The sequence below is a fragment of the Paenibacillus macerans genome, from assembly GCF_900454495.1.
In the GTDB taxonomy this organism is placed as follows: domain Bacteria; phylum Bacillota; class Bacilli; order Paenibacillales; family Paenibacillaceae; genus Fontibacillus; species Fontibacillus macerans.
Genome location: NZ_UGSI01000001.1, coordinates 4,306,600 through 4,321,052 on the forward strand (window position 1 = coordinate 4,306,600; position 14,453 = coordinate 4,321,052).

The 14,453-nt window shown below is 47.5% G+C and carries 15 protein-coding genes and 1 riboswitch; of the genes, 5 read left to right on the forward strand and 10 right to left on the reverse strand.

The features are described 5' to 3' along the window. Window positions 1-74 precede the first annotated feature (74 nt). Together DYE26_RS19315 and DYE26_RS19320 are read right to left on the reverse strand one after the other, a co-directional pair. Window positions 75-881 carry an arsenite methyltransferase gene (locus DYE26_RS19315; protein WP_036626410.1) on the reverse strand — a complete coding sequence of 269 codons (807 nt, stop codon included), beginning with the start codon at window positions 879-881 and terminating at the stop codon, window positions 75-77. A 63-nt stretch (window positions 882-944) separates the two neighbouring features. Beyond that, window positions 945-1,295, reverse strand: a complete 351-nt coding sequence (locus DYE26_RS19320) for an ArsR/SmtB family transcription factor (RefSeq protein WP_082207944.1) — start codon at window positions 1,293-1,295, stop codon at window positions 945-947. A 373-nt stretch (window positions 1,296-1,668) separates the two neighbouring features. Here DYE26_RS19320 and DYE26_RS19325 point away from each other — a divergent pair, with 373 nt between their 5' ends. The 3 genes from DYE26_RS19325 to arsC are packed head-to-tail and all read left to right on the forward strand — an operon-like array spanning window position 1,669 to window position 3,764. Next, window positions 1,669-1,995, forward strand: coding sequence for an ArsR/SmtB family transcription factor (locus DYE26_RS19325; RefSeq protein WP_036626411.1), 327 nt, complete (start codon window positions 1,669-1,671; stop codon window positions 1,993-1,995). Between the two features lie 15 nt (window positions 1,996-2,010). After that, on the forward strand, window positions 2,011-3,303 hold the full coding sequence (locus tag DYE26_RS19330; protein ID WP_036626412.1) for an arsenic transporter: 1,293 nt from the start codon (window positions 2,011-2,013) through the stop codon (window positions 3,301-3,303). Between the two features lie 35 nt (window positions 3,304-3,338). Next, window positions 3,339-3,764, forward strand: coding sequence for an arsenate reductase (thioredoxin) (gene arsC, locus DYE26_RS19335; protein ID WP_036626413.1), 426 nt, complete (start codon window positions 3,339-3,341; stop codon window positions 3,762-3,764). 123 nt (window positions 3,765-3,887) lie between these two features. Here arsC and DYE26_RS19340 read toward each other — a convergent pair whose 3' ends face one another. Beyond that, the gene (locus DYE26_RS19340; RefSeq protein WP_036626415.1) at window positions 3,888-4,655 is read right to left on the reverse strand and encodes a carbonic anhydrase; all 768 of its coding nucleotides are present in this window, start codon (window positions 4,653-4,655) and stop codon (window positions 3,888-3,890) included. A gap of 418 nt (window positions 4,656-5,073) precedes the next feature. Here DYE26_RS19340 and DYE26_RS19345 point away from each other — a divergent pair, with 418 nt between their 5' ends. Next, window positions 5,074-5,937: a lytic polysaccharide monooxygenase gene (locus DYE26_RS19345; protein WP_036626417.1), complete on the forward strand. Its 864-nt coding sequence runs from the start codon at window positions 5,074-5,076 to the stop codon at window positions 5,935-5,937. 52 nt (window positions 5,938-5,989) lie between these two features. On the opposite strand, the gene DYE26_RS19350 is transcribed toward DYE26_RS19345, so the two are convergent. The 3 genes from DYE26_RS19350 to azlC form a co-directional block, all read right to left on the reverse strand. Further along, on the reverse strand, window positions 5,990-7,816 hold the full coding sequence (locus DYE26_RS19350; RefSeq protein WP_036626418.1) for an APC family permease: 1,827 nt from the start codon (window positions 7,814-7,816) through the stop codon (window positions 5,990-5,992). Window positions 7,817-7,969: 153 nt separating this feature from the next. Further along, window positions 7,970-8,149, reverse strand: a riboswitch (cyclic di-AMP (ydaO/yuaA leader). A 177-nt stretch (window positions 8,150-8,326) separates the two neighbouring features. Further along, the gene (locus tag DYE26_RS19355; protein WP_036626419.1) at window positions 8,327-8,659 is read right to left on the reverse strand and encodes a branched-chain amino acid transporter permease; all 333 of its coding nucleotides are present in this window, start codon (window positions 8,657-8,659) and stop codon (window positions 8,327-8,329) included. Then, window positions 8,656-9,369, reverse strand: coding sequence for an azaleucine resistance protein AzlC (gene azlC / locus DYE26_RS19360; protein ID WP_036626420.1), 714 nt, complete (start codon window positions 9,367-9,369; stop codon window positions 8,656-8,658). The genes DYE26_RS19355 and azlC overlap by 4 nt, the downstream gene beginning before the upstream one ends. Before the next feature lie 111 nt (window positions 9,370-9,480). Between azlC and DYE26_RS19365 the strand changes: the two genes are divergently transcribed. Continuing rightward, the gene (locus DYE26_RS19365; protein WP_051985731.1) at window positions 9,481-10,908 is read left to right on the forward strand and encodes an aminotransferase-like domain-containing protein; all 1,428 of its coding nucleotides are present in this window, start codon (window positions 9,481-9,483) and stop codon (window positions 10,906-10,908) included. On the opposite strand, the gene DYE26_RS19370 is transcribed toward DYE26_RS19365, so the two are convergent. The 4 genes from DYE26_RS19370 to DYE26_RS19385 form a co-directional block, all read right to left on the reverse strand. Next, window positions 10,843-11,559 carry a glycosyltransferase family 2 protein gene (locus tag DYE26_RS19370; protein ID WP_082207945.1) on the reverse strand — a complete coding sequence of 239 codons (717 nt, stop codon included), beginning with the start codon at window positions 11,557-11,559 and terminating at the stop codon, window positions 10,843-10,845. The genes DYE26_RS19365 and DYE26_RS19370 overlap by 66 nt on opposite strands. A gap of 99 nt (window positions 11,560-11,658) precedes the next feature. After that, window positions 11,659-12,447, reverse strand: coding sequence for a metal-dependent hydrolase (locus DYE26_RS19375; protein WP_036626421.1), 789 nt, complete (start codon window positions 12,445-12,447; stop codon window positions 11,659-11,661). Window positions 12,448-12,573: 126 nt separating this feature from the next. Next, window positions 12,574-13,068 (reverse strand): sigma factor-like helix-turn-helix DNA-binding protein, encoded by a 495-nt coding sequence (locus DYE26_RS19380; protein ID WP_036626422.1) that lies wholly within the window; start codon window positions 13,066-13,068, stop codon window positions 12,574-12,576. Next, window positions 13,058-14,368: a hemolysin family protein gene (locus DYE26_RS19385; RefSeq protein ID WP_036626423.1), complete on the reverse strand. Its 1,311-nt coding sequence runs from the start codon at window positions 14,366-14,368 to the stop codon at window positions 13,058-13,060. Before DYE26_RS19385 ends, DYE26_RS19380 begins: the two co-directional genes overlap by 11 nt. Window positions 14,369-14,453: the final 85 nt, after the last annotated feature.

Consider the following 14,453-nt stretch of genomic DNA (forward strand, 5'->3'; position numbering starts at 1 on the left):
TTGTATAACGAAAGTATACAAAAACGCTGCTGACAACAGCATGTCAGTAGCGTTTCACGGATTTGCAGCGCATATTAGTTATATGGTTTTATTGCTTTGATAACTGCCGATTGAATATAGTCTTCCAAATGACCGTCAGGCTCCCAATCCTTAATAAACTCATGGGATTCATCTTTCGGTTCAACGGCAATTTCCTGAAATCCGCTGTTCCGGAGCATTTCCTTAACTTCTTCGACGGTTGACGCCCCGGATACACAACCCGCCAGCGAATCGAGATCTCCTTTGATCTCGACGGGAAGTTCCGCGGTGGTTACAATATCCGATACGGCGATGCGGCCGCCATGTTTCAAGACACGGTAAGCTTCATCAAAAACCTGCTGCTTATCCGGAGACAGATTAATGACGCAGTTCGAGATAATCACGTCGATCGAATGATCAGGTATAGGCAAATATTCAATTTCTCCCAACCGGAATTCCACATTCCGGTAGCCGTTTTTATGCGCGTTATGACGGGCACGGTTAACCATTTCAGGGGTCATGTCGACCCCATAAACCTTCCCCGGCTCCCCAACTTGCTTCGATGCCAGGAAGCAGTCAAAACCGGCGCCGCTGCCAAGATCGAGCACGGCCTCTCCCGGCTTCAAAGAAGCGATCGCTTGCGGGTTGCCGCAGCCTAACCCCAGGTTTGAACCTTCGGGGACAGCCGCCATCTCCTCAGCCGAATAGCCCAATTTGAAGGACACCTCATCAGGGGTAGCGCAGTAAGAAGATGAAGAAGAACTTGACGTGCAGCACTTCGCATTAGAACGGCTGCCTTGAGCTATTTGCTTGTACCGGTTACGCACATGTTGGCGAACCTTATCATTTTGCAATGAATTCATGTAATCTCCTCCGAATATATCAAAATATTTTGATTAATTAGACAACTTAAAACCCAGCGGATTTCATGAACAGCATCCGCCAGGTTGTTTGTCTGCCTTTCGAAAAACACAGCATAGCTCCGGAGACAGCAGCCGGTTGACTTCGGCATGGTTTAATTCATAATAGCTCCATGTGCCCTTTGTCTCTCTGGTGATTAATCCGGCTTCAAACAGAATCTTTAAGTGATACGAAAGTTTCGATTGCGGCATATCCACGATATCCATTAAATCGCAAACGCACACACTTCCTTTTTGCGTCAGTTCATACATAATTTGCAGGCGTTTTTGATCGGCCAGCGCCTTGAACTTAGCTTCATATTTTGCAAAATCAACCGTTTCATCCGCCTTCGAAATGACGGGCAGCTCTCTTATCATATCAACACGCTCCTTTAGCAGCAGGCTGGGCAACAGGGTGCGGCCAATTTCGCAACCAGCGTTTGGAAAATTTTTGCTTGTTTCCGATCTTTTCGGTTCGGCCACATCCATGCCCGGCGCGCGTGTTGTTCAATTTCATTTTGCTGGAACTGCATGAGTTTCTCCATGACGTAGTGATTCATCATCGTGCCCCCACCATTCATCAAATATTTTTGATGTACAAATCATATCACGGCCAACTGGAAATTTCAACATTAAATCAAAATAGTTTGATTTTTTCTATTTCGTACGATATAAGTGCTTGATAATATAATTGATTGATTATATAATTTGTTTTGCTGAGTTCGCCAGTTTTAATGAAAGGAGTTAACATATGACCACACCCGAAACCTCCATCGCTGAAATGGCGGAAACGCTGAAGTTGCTTTCGGATAAGACGCGTTTAATGATCGTCGCCCTTTTGAAAGAACAAGAGATGTGCGTATGCGATATCGTGGATATTCTTGAAACGACGCAGCCTAATATCAGTCAGCACTTAAAGAAATTAAAAACGGGCGGAATTGTGAACGAAACCCGCCGCAGCCAATGGATTTATTACGCACTAAACGTCGGCGACAAACCTTATTTGAACGATATCTTAAATCAACTCCCTTCCATGAAGGAGAAAATGAAAGCCCATCATCCTAATCGTTGTTGTTAACCTGGGAGGTCTCCTATGCTTATTATCGCCACAATGGTCTTTCTTGTTACTTTGATTTTCGTCATCTGGCAGCCAAAAGGGTTAAACATCGGGTGGTCCGCATGCGGAGGCGCCATTGCCGCCTTAATCTCCGGCGTTGTAAATCTCCAGGATGTGTGGGACGTAAGCCGAATCGTTTGGAACGCTACATTAGCGTTTGTTGCAATTATTCTGATTTCCCTTATTTTGGACGAAATCGGCTTCTTCGAATGGGCCGCGCTGCATATGGCTCGTTTTGCGCGCGGGAACGGCATACTTATGTTCATCTACGTGATCCTGCTCGGAGCCGTTGTCGCTTTTTTCTTCGCCAACGATGGCGCCGCCCTTATTCTTACACCGATCGTCCTGGCCATGGTCAGGGCGCTCCATATGGATGAGCGCATGATCATTCCCTTCATCATGGCCAGCGGCTTCATCTCCGACACGGCATCGCTGCCGCTCGTTGTCAGTAACCTTGTGAACATCGTTTCGTCCGATTTTTTTGGGATCGGTTTCTTGGAGTACGCAAGCCGCATGATCATCCCGACCCTCTTCTCGGTTGCCGCGAGCCTGCTGGTCCTATACTTGTTTTACCGGAGGAGCATTCCGGAGAAGTACGACGTATCGCAGCTGAGAAATCCGGTTGAAGCGATCAAAGACGTTCGTTTGTTCAAGATTTCCTGGGTTATTTTGGGGGTTCTCTTTATCGCCTATCTCGCCAGCGAATTTATTCAGATCCCCATCTCCATCATTGTCGGCGCGGCAGCTTTGATTTTTCTGCTGTTCGTAAAACAAAGCCGGGGATTCCATCCCTGGAAGCTCGTCAAAAGCGCTCCTTGGTCTGTGGTGGTTTTTTCCATCGGGATGTACGTGGTCGTCTACGGGCTCCGAAATGTAGGTTTAACGGATCAACTCGCGGAGATATTCGAATGGATCGGGGCTCAAGGCCTGTTCGCCGCAACCATCGGGGCCGGATTTATTGCGGCAATCCTGTCGTCCGTCATGAACAACATGCCTACGGTCATGATCAACGCCCTGGCCATTGACGGGACAAGCGCAACCGGCCTCATAAGGGAAGCATTCATCTATGCGAATGTCATTGGTTCCGATTTGGGGCCCAAACTTACGCCAATCGGTTCGCTGGCCACCCTGCTTTGGCTCCATGTCCTATCAAACAAAGGCGTTAAAATCACGTGGGGCGCGTATTTTAAGACGGGTATCGTCTTGACGGTTCCCGTCTTATTTTTAACGCTCTGCGGTATGTTCATTGGGCTAAAAATAATAGGCTAGTTCAAAAAATAATGAATGTAAAGGGGAATTTGAAAATGAGTACAAAACCGCTTGTTTACTTCTTGTGTACGGGAAATTCTTGCCGCAGTCAAATCGCCGACGGATTTCTGAGCGCTCTTGGCGGAGACAAATACGAAGTAAAAAGCGCCGGCCTTGAGGCACATGGGCTTAATCCCCGCGCCGTTCAAGTGATGCGGGAAGCCGGGATCGATATCAGCGGAAACAGTTCCGATGTCATCGATCAGGACGTCTTAAACCGCGCCACTTACGTTATTACGTTATGCGGACATGCGGACGAGCACTGTCCTGCGATTTCAAATCCAAAGGCGATCAAATGGCATTGGGGTTTCGACGACCCGGCCAAAGCAACCGGCACCGAAGAAGAAATCATGGCACAGTTCCGAACTGTTCGGGACGCTATTAAGGCCAGAATCGAATCGTTCGTTCGGGACGGCCGGTAAAGAGGTTCTGCCCGCGGGATTCCTCATCAGGAGGCCTGCTGTACGGAGGAGTCCAAAGAGATTCCGGTACTCCTCCGACTGCGGCAGGCGAATGTGGCAGACTGCATACATCTTTAGGAAGAACTAAGATTTCATAAAAACTTTACGGTCATTTAATTCTTGGATGTCGCGATGATTGTTGTCGTAGTATTTATAAAATTCATTCAGTTGCTCCTGGGAAAGTTCAACAGGTTCCGTTAGAATATACCACTCCACATTTTCGGTTAACGGGGGTGTCGTCAAGGACCCCAAATAATGATAATAGCTCAAATGAGCAGGAAGCAGTTGACCGATCTCCAGTTTGTCGATCGTGATTCCCTTTTCCCCTTCTGCATTCGCTTTTGCCGCGTCCAAAATTTGCCCGAAGGCTTTATTTTCTTCTCCTGCAGCAAACATAACCCCGATCACGGCGATCCGGCCGTCTTGAGCTTGGTGCACAAAGTGCCCTTCAAGCGGAAAGTGCTTGCCATCGATCGTATGCTCGCTTTCGGCATGAAAATGAACTTGGGACAGCGTAAACGTCCGATCATTTATTTCTGCGGTACCGCGTAACCCCACCTGTATGCTATGCCCGTTATCCTCAATGGAAGTGCCCACCTGATCATAGCTTAATGCCAAATCAGTTCCCTCATAATCAATAAGCTTGGATGTAACAATGTCTATTGGAGATTGCATTTTCCCCGCTACAAATTCCCACTCCTCCTGATGGTCATACGTGAAGTGGCTTGCTTCCTTAACCGTTGGATTTTCTTTCTGAGAATCCGTAGTTAAGTTGGTTGCCGCGTGACTCGCAGAACAACCCGCCAACAATATAAAAGCCGTAAATCCGAATACAATGAAATTTTTCTTCATACTATACCCTCTTAACATTTATTTTTTGATCATTATACTCCTTACCCATTTTGATGTAATGCATCTTACCAACCATATTCAAACGGATACTATAGTTCTACTGGTACAACAAATTATTCAAAACTTCGACATATATGTAAATATTATTACCTAATATATATTATAATCTCATTGACAATTATGGGGTCATAATATAGTATGTAGTAAATAAATCCAATATATGGATTATTTATCGTTTGGGGATCAATTTCCATAAGAATGGACAGGCTTCTTTGGAATTGATTCATAAAAAGTTCATTGAAGGGAGGGATCTGCAGGCTCCGATTACCCGCGTCTCAAGTCAGTGAAAGCGTTGTCAAAATTGAGCTTGGAAAGCTCGCGGAAAATTCTATTAAAAAATGCAAGGAGGAGTAGAATCATGACAGCCCGGACTTTTGTGTATCGTCATAAGTCATTGATGAAATGGTTTGTTGCTTCGGCGGGTACCCTGTTTCTGATGCTGGCGGGTTCGTTTGTGTTTGCGGACAGCGCTTCCGCGCACGGATATTTGACGGACAGCCGCGCCCATCTATGTTCCATTGGCCAAAACTCCGATTGCGGGCCGGTGAAATGGGAGCCTTTCAGTGTTGAGGGCCGGGGAGATTTCCCTGAATTCGGTGTCCCTGACGGCCAGATCGCCAGCGGCGGGAAGTTTTTTGAACTCGACGAGCAAACGGCCGATCGCTGGACCAAGGTAGATATGGTAGGCGGAGAGCATACGTTCCATTGGAAGCTTACAGCCAATCACAGCACGAATACATGGGATTATTATATTACGAAAAAAGACTGGGACCCCGATTCCCCTTTAAAACGGGCGGATCTTGAGTTGTTCTGCCGCTATATCGATGACGGCGCGATTCCGCCAATCGACGTTTATAACGATTGCTTTGTGCCGAACGACCGGGAAGGCTACCACGTCATCGTGGCCGTTTGGGATATCGCCGATACCCCAAATGCCTTCTATCAGGTGATGGATGTGAACCTCAGCATCAATCCGTCGGCGCCCACCACGCCCGAGCCCGGTTTCCCGGGAGACCCTAACCGTTTCGGAAAGTACCTCATCTGGAATCCGATCAGGGTCTATAACGAAGGTGAAATCGTTGTGCATAACGGGCAATTCTGGCAAGCCCTGTGGTGGACACGAGGACAGGAACCGGGAACAACCGGAGAATGGGGTCCGTGGAAGCTGATCGGCGACGTGCCGCCCGACGAGGAAAGCAGCGCGGGATCGGACAGCGTGTAAGAGCGCATCCTGCAAGAGCCAGAGGGGAACTCCCTCTGGCTCTTTGATTCGGTTATTTTTTCAAATGATACGGAACCGTGGCGACGATGACATCTCTCCGGTAAAGCAGATGCGCGCGAATCAACAGGCTCGATTGGTTGTGCAGGATATTGTGCCATCCTTTTTTCGGAATAAATTGCGGGATGACCACAGTCACCTGATAATTTGCTTCGTGCGCCTTTTTTTGCACCGTATCCACGAACTTAATCAACGGGTGAATTATGCTTCGATACGGAGAGTACAATGTCACCAATCTAACGTCCGGCTGCCATTTTTTCCACTTCTCTTCAAACACCGCTTCGTCCGCTTTCTCAAAAGGGACGTGCACCGCAATGATTTGATACGGGAGCAGGGACTTGGCATAGTTCAGCGAATTCTCCACCACGCGCGTGATTCCTGCAACGGGTACGATCACCACGTTTCCTTCGATCGGTATAGCCCGCTCGCAAGTTGAAATTCTCAACTGCTCCGCAATCGCTTCGTAGTGCTTATGAATCCGATAAAAGGAGTAAATAATTAAAGGTAAAAAGATAAGGACCGGCCAGACATTATGGAACTTGGTGATGAAAAACACCACGCTGACCAACAGACTGATCAAGGCCCCGATGGTATTGGCCAAAAATTTCTTGATCCAACCTGGAGGTTTTTCCCGTAACCACTTTACCATCATGCCTGACTGGGACAGTGTAAAAGGAATAAACACGCCGATCGCATAAAGCGGAATTAAAAGTTCGGTTTTCCCTTCAAAAACGATAATCAGCAAAATCGAAAACAGCCCCAGGAAAATAATGCCATTTGAATATCCCAGCCGGTCTCCGCGAACCGTAAACGCTCTTGGGATGAACTTGTCTTTGGCCAAATTAACGGCAAGCAACGGAAAGGCGGAATATCCGGTGTTGGCAGCCAGAATAAGAATCAAAGCCGTCGTTCCCTGAATGAAGAAATACATGATATTTCTTCCGAAAGTGTGTTCCGCGATTTGGGAAAGCACGGTAACCTCCGCGAGAGGGCCTATGCCATAATAATAAGCCAGAAACACAATTCCCGTGAACAATACAGCCAATATGCCCCCCATGGCCAGCAAGGTTTTTGCCGCATTGCGCGGAGCCGGCTCTTTAAAGTTGGGGATGGCGTTTGAGATCGCTTCTACCCCTGTCAAAGCGGAACATCCGGAAGCAAAGGCACGAAGCAGCAAGAATAAACTAATTCCAGCCACTGGAGAACCAAGCGGAGCGTGTAACTCCGGCAAAATTTGGCCGGTCATAATTTTATAAAGGCCGGAACAAATCAAAATCACCAGGGCCAGAACAAATAAATAAACGGGAAAGGCAAAAATCGTAGCCGATTCGGTGACACCACGCAAATTGAGAATGGTAATTAACAATACAAAACCTACGGCTATGGGCACCGTGTATGGATGAAGGCCCGGAAAAGCCGAAGTAATGGCGTCCGTACCGGCCGAAACGCTTACCGCAACGGTCAAGATATAGTCAACAAGTAATGAACCGCCGGCAATCAGTCCGGGAATTACACCCAGGTTTTGCTTGGAAACCACATAAGCCCCACCGCCATGAGGATAAGCAAAAATAATTTGCCGGTAAGACAAAATAAGCGCCACCAGCAAAACCAAAACACCGGCAGCAATGGGAATCGAATACCAATAGGCTACCGCTCCCACGACCATTAAAACAAGCAGGATCTGTTCCGGCCCGTAAGCCACCGATGACAAGGCATCGGAAGAAAGGATGGCCAGCGCTTTGGTCTTGCTTAGTTTCTGTTCGCCCAGTTCCGTTGATTTTAACGGCCGTCCAATAAGAAATCGCTTTATATAAGAAAGCACAGGGGGTCACCGCCTAAATTACGTTGTTTTTTTATATTGCTCGGCAGAAATAAGTATTATTTCAAATACAAACTGAAGATTAAGGGCAAATAGGCCAATTCGAGGCAATAAAAAAACACAGGGGCCCCTGTGCTAAACTTCACAAGTCATACAACCCACTCCTGACTACGCTTACGAGGTTAGCTGTCGGATTCGGGCGGCAAGAGTCGCCCTACCTGGCGGATCGCTGGATCAACTGCCAAGATTCACCCCAAAAGAGAAACTCACCTGAAAGGCAGGTAAGTTTTTAACGGGTCCCCCGTTTTCCTTAAGGAAATTCAGCGATAATGAATTGATTTATTCTTAGTGGAAACAAAATAAATCATACGTTCAGTGTAAAAGTTTGTAAAGCAGGAGTAAGGAAGGTGAACTGCCGGAATCATACAAAAGATCATATGTTAATCGCTTACAATTCAAAAATGCTCTCCAAATCAACGTTTATTAATGACTGACGCTATTTTTTTAAACATTTTAAAAAACAAATTGAACCAACAGCATATAGACCAGGGTACCCGTTAGGATCGATAACAGCATATTCCTTTTCCAAAAATGCAAGAAAGCAACAATGGCCATCGAAATCAATTCTGGCGCTCCATGGTTGCCGGATATAAAATTCACGTCTTTGATACTGTAGACAACCAATAATCCTAAAGCCGCCGCGGGCAGCACTTTCCCGAGATATTGCACATAACGCGGAGCGGGCCGGCCCGGAGGGAAAATCATAAAGGGAATAAATCTGGTCAGCATGGTTCCCAAAACGACTATTCCAATAGTAATCACTTGTTCCAATAAAGTCATTGTCATGTAGTTTCACCCGTTTTCTTTTCCAGTGGCCTCCGCATCAAAGTAAGCACGCAGAGGATCAAAATCATGGAAGGTATGATAAAGTTGTCCCCGTTAAAAATAAAGAGGCATAACACAGATAGCCCCAACCCCAGTAACGCGCTGTGATGTGTTGTTTCTTTCAGCCATTGTTCGATGAAGATGACCACAAATAAAGCCGTCATCACAAACTCAAGTCCTTCCATGTTTATTTGAACTAGTGACCCAAACAGTCCCCCAATGGTAGCGCCAAGCACCCAATAGATGTGATTAAGCAAGGTAACGAAGAACATGTACCACCCTTTATTCACCCCTTGCGGTATTTGGGCGGTGTAATTAATGGAGAACGTTTCATCACACATGCCAAAAATCAGATAGATCTTTTTTAACCCGCTCCCTTTAAATTTTTCAAGCATAGATATCCCGTAAAAAAGATGGCGCGCGTTAACCATTAAAGCGAGGAAAAAAGCGCCTAATGGGTTAAAAGCGCCCAGCAGCAGATGGACAGCGACAAATTCCATCGACCCGGCAAAAATAAGCAGGCTCATCAGGAAAGCATACCCTGCCCCAAATCCCGATATGTTCATAAAGATGCCGTAGGCAATCCCCAAGAATAAAAAGCCTGCCAAAATGGGGATCGTAGCAGGAAAGGCGGCACGAAACGCCAATTGAAGTTCGCTTCTGTTAGTCATGATTTACTTGCATCTCCTCGTACGATTACTTATCCATGCCATTTTAGCAGTGCAAATCCATACAATCAACGATATAATTGTATGGATTACAATTTTGTGAGGTGTGCAAATATGCCGATCAATTCCTTCACCGATTACCCCATGTCATGGAAACCCGATAGAGACGCTTTGAAACGTCCACTCTATCGTTCGCTCGCCCTACTGCTGGAACATGACATCACAAACGGATTTTTAGCCCCGGGTACAAAACTGCCACCGCAAAGGGAGTTGGCCGATTTTTTGGACATAAATTTTACGACCATAACACGTGCCTACAAACTATGCGAACTCAAAGGCCTAATATATGCGGTAACAGGCAGCGGCACATTCGTTTCAGCCAACGCGGCACGCTCCATTACTATTTCGAAAGACAAAATTTCAAATGAAATCATCGATCTTGGTTTTGTCGCCTCATTTGAGCAAAGCAACAATATTGTCGCTGAAGCAGCTAAGAAGGTGACGGAGAAAGGTTATTTGGAACAGCTCTTGAATTACAATGACCCTACAGGCATCCCCCATCAAAAAGCAGCGGCGCTAAACTGGATGGCGGATTTTGGGATCCATGCGGACAAAGACAATATGGCGATCGCTTCCGGGGCGCTAAATGCATTGGCGATCACGTTATTAGCTCTGTTCGAACCAGGCAACCGGATCGCGGTCGATATGTATACATTCTCTAATTTTATCGAGATTTCGAAATTGTACCGTATTAAATTGGTCCCGATTCCCGGTGACGAACATGGCATGCTGCCGGGCGAGCTTGACAATCAGTGCCTTCAAATGGATGTGCACGGCGTTTTTCTGATGCCTTCTTGTTCCAACCCCACGACGGTCATGATTCCCGACTACCGCAAACGCGAACTGGCGGCCGTCATTCGAAAGCATCGGTTGATTTTAATTGAGGACGATATACACGCCTTTCTGTCAGCCGGTATTATGGCAGATTACGGACAACCTATGTTTCAGCTTCTCCCGGAACAAACGGTGTATATTTGCAGCACGTCCAAGTCCATCTGCTCGGGCCTTCGAGTGGCTTATATCGTGTTTAGCGAGGCTTTTAAAGAGAAGATCGTGAAGGCCATTTTTAATATTAATGTGAAAACCTCTTCATTGGATGCCGAGATCATCAGCGAACTGATCTTATCCGGAAAAGCAAGTGCAATTGCAGCGAAAAAAAAACAGCTGGCGGAATCCGCAAACCGGTTGTTTACGGAGTTTTTCCCGCAGCTGCCTCGTACTGGCCATCCACTAAGCTTCTATAGATGGCTTCCCATATCGGATGATGCCGATGGAACGCACATGGAGAATTATTTTCTGAACAAAGGAATTCGCGTGTATCACTCCGATCGCTTTTTAAGCGGGGCCAGTACACGGGACAAATATTTACGAATAGCCCTTTCTTCCACCAATTCTCTGGAGGAATTACAACGAGGATTAGCGATTTTGAGTAGCCACTTTCCTAAATTGATCGGTTCGCGCAAAAATCCGGCTCCCCTTTAGGACATATTGATCGCTGCCTTTCCATGTATGCGATGTTTTATTTTTTCTTCTAATTTGCACATAGTTATACGGATCAGGCGCATATACTTTATATCCTTTAGCCCAGCATCTGCTTAAAAATGAGACGTCTTCTCCTAGCGACACATGGGGAAATCGGACGCGGTCGAACACACGTCTTTTAAATAAGATGGTCCCTCCCGCAACTACACCGACGAACTTATTCTGTTGTTTGGGAAAGCGAAGAACGAGCAATTTCTTGGCTTCGAGGTACGCCAAGTACGCTCGTTTCCCCACCACATCGGCATTTGACCGATGTAAAGCCTTCATTTGTCCGGTTAGATAATAAGGCGAGTAGAAATCGTCATCGTCAAACTTGGTGATGTACGGGTATTTCGTTTTACTGACGGCATAATTAAGGCAGCTGCCTAAGGATTCTTTTTCAGGAAGCTTGTAGACGGAGACATTTTTATACTTCCGGGCAATTTTTCGGTACTTATCTAATTCCATGCTATCTTTATTCAAGATAATAACCAGTTCTTTTACCGGGTAAAGCTGATTTCTGTAATTTTCAAGAATATTATCGAAAAAACGCGGGCGGTTCGTGCTTGTTATGATTGATATCCCTTTTAACGAGCTAGAAGTTTGGCCCAACTCCCTCTCACCTCCAAGTCAATCAATAACGGTATATGCTGAGCCGCATAGCAGCGCTTGTTCGTTTGTTCCTGTAATGGCCGGCGCCATCTCCTTCTTTTATTTCAGCAGGATTTGTGTTTGAAGCAACATGGCTCCCCATATCAGAAGGCTGCCTCCCCAGCATGTTCGCGAAATCCAGCGCTCGGCCGGCCCCCCGTTTTTAAACAACCGGAGAGCGATTTTAAGCTTCGGCAGCAGCAGGAAGTGAATCCCTTCGTCCCCAAATATATCGCCGGCGAGGTGCGCCCACCAGCCGATGACAAACCCGATCGCCGCCATATTGATAATTTCCGGTTGCTGAGCGGAAAAATTAAGCAGACCTATGGATAGTACGGCCGCAAACTCCGGGGTATGAATCACCCCGCGATGTTTAACCAGCGGAAGAATGAGAAAGGCAAAGCCGGCAAAAGCCGCGATCCAATGCAGGTCATACATCGCGTATCCCGCCAGCAGCAAAGCGCCAATGCCGATCAAAACCAAGCTGCGCAGCCTTGCCAGCAGCCAGAACAGGATGGCGGCGCCGAGCCATAACGGCCCGCTCTTCACCCATTCCTCAAGCGGTTCGGGGACGTGTCCGAACTGGCGATAAGCCACTAACCCTACACCTAGCGCTCCCAGAAATCCGGACAAGGTCCGAAAGAGACGCCGGTAGCGGAGGGGAAACTGGATACGATTGCTCACCGTGCTTGTCTTATGATCAAAATCCGGGAACACTCCGCCGACTCCCGCTGCCGCCACGAGCGCCGCTGCTATTCCTGCATCGGTTTGCACGGCCAATGACGGCATCATCAGCAGAGCGGCCGATCCCGCTGTCACCGCCAAAGCAACATGCCCTTGTTTATTCATATTCATCACCTTATTTCCGTAAAAATGAAAACAGCCTTAAAGGCGGCCTTTCTATTCTACAAGAATTTTTAAAATTTGCGAACAAAAAACAACCCTTGCCCCGTAAAACAAGACAAGGGTTGCCGGCTAGGTTCCCAGCAATAAATCCGGCTTCGCGATATTAGGGCGCTGCACGAGCAACAATTCCCGTCCCTGCCGCAAATAGGACTTGATCGTTTCCACCCGGCAGTTCAAGACGTAAGCCGTTTCCTCGGGCGTCAGCCGATGAGCGTACTTGAGAATCATCGCGATCCTGGGATAGAAAGGTACCTGGCGCAGCAGTTCTTCCGCCTCATCCCCCGGTTCGCCGACGCGCTCTGCTTCAGTACCGGCCTGCACTGAGCAGGATACGGCGAGCGAATACAGCCATACATGAAACGGCACGGAGAAATCGTAATCGCCGAGCCGCTGCCTGGCCGTCACAAATGTACGGACTACCAGGTCCTGAACCGCGGTTTTATTCCCGGCCATCCGGAAGCATAAGTCGAAAACCTGTTTATTGTACATGTCTATCAGCTTCTTGAAAGCGCGGATTTCACCGGCAAGCGAACGTTTAATCAGGCGATCGGGCTTAATCTTCATGGCCGGACACCATTGCTTTCAGCTTAACAATTTCCAGCTTGCGAATCCGATGGCGGTCTTTTTCCCGGACTGTAAACTTCAACGGGCCGTACGTCCATTCGCTTCCCTTCTTTAAACCCGGGTTTTGCGTATAGACCCATCCCCCGATCGTATCCAGTTCTTCGTCAAGCAATTCGATCCCCAGCAGCGAACAGACCGACTCCAGCGAAACTTTACCGTCCACGAGAATATGGTTTTCTCCCAGCTTTTCAATTTCGGCTTTCTCTTCCGTATCGAATTCGTCGCGGATTTCGCCGACAATCTCTTCCAAAATGTCCTCGATCGTGATCAAACCGGAGGTTCCTCCATATTCATCGACCAAAACGGCCATATGCACCGATTCCTGCTGCATGCGCAGCAACAGATCCTTTACCGGCATAGCTTCCGAGACAGACAGGATCGGCTGAACCAGCTTGCGTATTTCCACCTTCGGATCATCGCTTAATTGCATCAAAAATTGTTTGGTATTGATAATACCAAGGATATGGTCCTTGTTCCCCTCCAATACGGGAAACCGGGTGTATTGCTCGGATTTCATGATCTGCAGCGCCGCTTCTTTGCCGGCATGAACGTCGATGCACATCATATCCGTACGCGGCACCATGATTTCACGGGCCAGCCGCTCGTCGAAAGCAAAGATTTTGTTCACATACCCGTATTCCGCCTGGTTGATCATCCCGCTCTTGTAGCTTTCTGTAAGAATAATGCGCAGCTCTTCCTCGGAATGGGCCTCTTCGTGTTCTTTGGCCGGCTTAATACCGAAGATGCGCACCAGCCGGTTGGCGGAACCGTTCAAAGCCCAGATAAAGGGGTACATCGCTTTATAGAAGTAGATCAAAGGCTTAGCCGTCAGCAAAGAGACCGTTTCCGCTTTTTGAATGGCCAAGGTTTTAGGGGCCAATTCGCCCAGCACGACGTGAAGAAAGGTAATCGAAGCGAACGCGATGCCAAAGGATAAAATGCTGCTGATTTCCGCGGGCAATCCGTACCGGTCAAAGACAGGATGCAGGATTTTCTCCACGGTGGGCTCCCCCAGCCATCCAAGTCCCAACGCGGTGATCGTGATGCCGAGCTGGCAGGCGGATAAATATCCGTCCAGATTGCTCGTAACCCGCTGCACGGCCAATGCATTTTTTCGGCCTTCCAGCACCATTTGATCGACCCGGCTTGATCTCAGCCGCACGATGGCGAACTCGGCCGCCACGAAAAAGGCGGTAGCCAAGATCAGCAAAGCAACCAGAAACAAATTCAAAGCGTACATGCAAACACTCCTTGTTTGATCAATTCTTTGGAACTTTTTATTTATGAGTTCTTATGAACTTATAATATCAAAGTTCATATGTCGA

Excerpts from the sequence above, each read along its gene's own strand:
- DYE26_RS19330 (WP_036626412.1), top strand. The coding sequence starts at position 2,011 with ATGCTTATTATCGCCACAATGGTCTTTCTTGTTACTTTGATTTTCGTC.
- DYE26_RS19355 (WP_036626419.1), bottom strand. The coding sequence starts at position 8,659 with ATGACAATGACTTTATTGGAACAAGTGATTACTATTGGAATAGTCGTT.
- DYE26_RS19385 (WP_036626423.1), bottom strand. The coding sequence starts at position 14,368 with ATGTACGCTTTGAATTTGTTTCTGGTTGCTTTGCTGATCTTGGCTACC.
- DYE26_RS19315 (WP_036626410.1), bottom strand. The coding sequence starts at position 881 with ATGAATTCATTGCAAAATGATAAGGTTCGCCAACATGTGCGTAACCGG.
- DYE26_RS19340 (WP_036626415.1), bottom strand. The coding sequence starts at position 4,655 with ATGAAGAAAAATTTCATTGTATTCGGATTTACGGCTTTTATATTGTTG.
- DYE26_RS19380 (WP_036626422.1), bottom strand. The coding sequence starts at position 13,068 with ATGAAGATTAAGCCCGATCGCCTGATTAAACGTTCGCTTGCCGGTGAA.
- DYE26_RS19375 (WP_036626421.1), bottom strand. The coding sequence starts at position 12,447 with ATGAATAAACAAGGGCATGTTGCTTTGGCGGTGACAGCGGGATCGGCC.
- DYE26_RS19325 (WP_036626411.1), top strand. The coding sequence starts at position 1,669 with ATGACCACACCCGAAACCTCCATCGCTGAAATGGCGGAAACGCTGAAG.
- DYE26_RS19365 (WP_051985731.1), top strand. The coding sequence starts at position 9,481 with ATGCCGATCAATTCCTTCACCGATTACCCCATGTCATGGAAACCCGAT.
- DYE26_RS19320 (WP_082207944.1), bottom strand. The coding sequence starts at position 1,295 with ATGATAAGAGAGCTGCCCGTCATTTCGAAGGCGGATGAAACGGTTGAT.
- DYE26_RS19345 (WP_036626417.1), top strand. The coding sequence starts at position 5,074 with ATGACAGCCCGGACTTTTGTGTATCGTCATAAGTCATTGATGAAATGG.
- arsC (WP_036626413.1), top strand. The coding sequence starts at position 3,339 with ATGAGTACAAAACCGCTTGTTTACTTCTTGTGTACGGGAAATTCTTGC.
- azlC (WP_036626420.1), bottom strand. The coding sequence starts at position 9,369 with ATGACTAACAGAAGCGAACTTCAATTGGCGTTTCGTGCCGCCTTTCCT.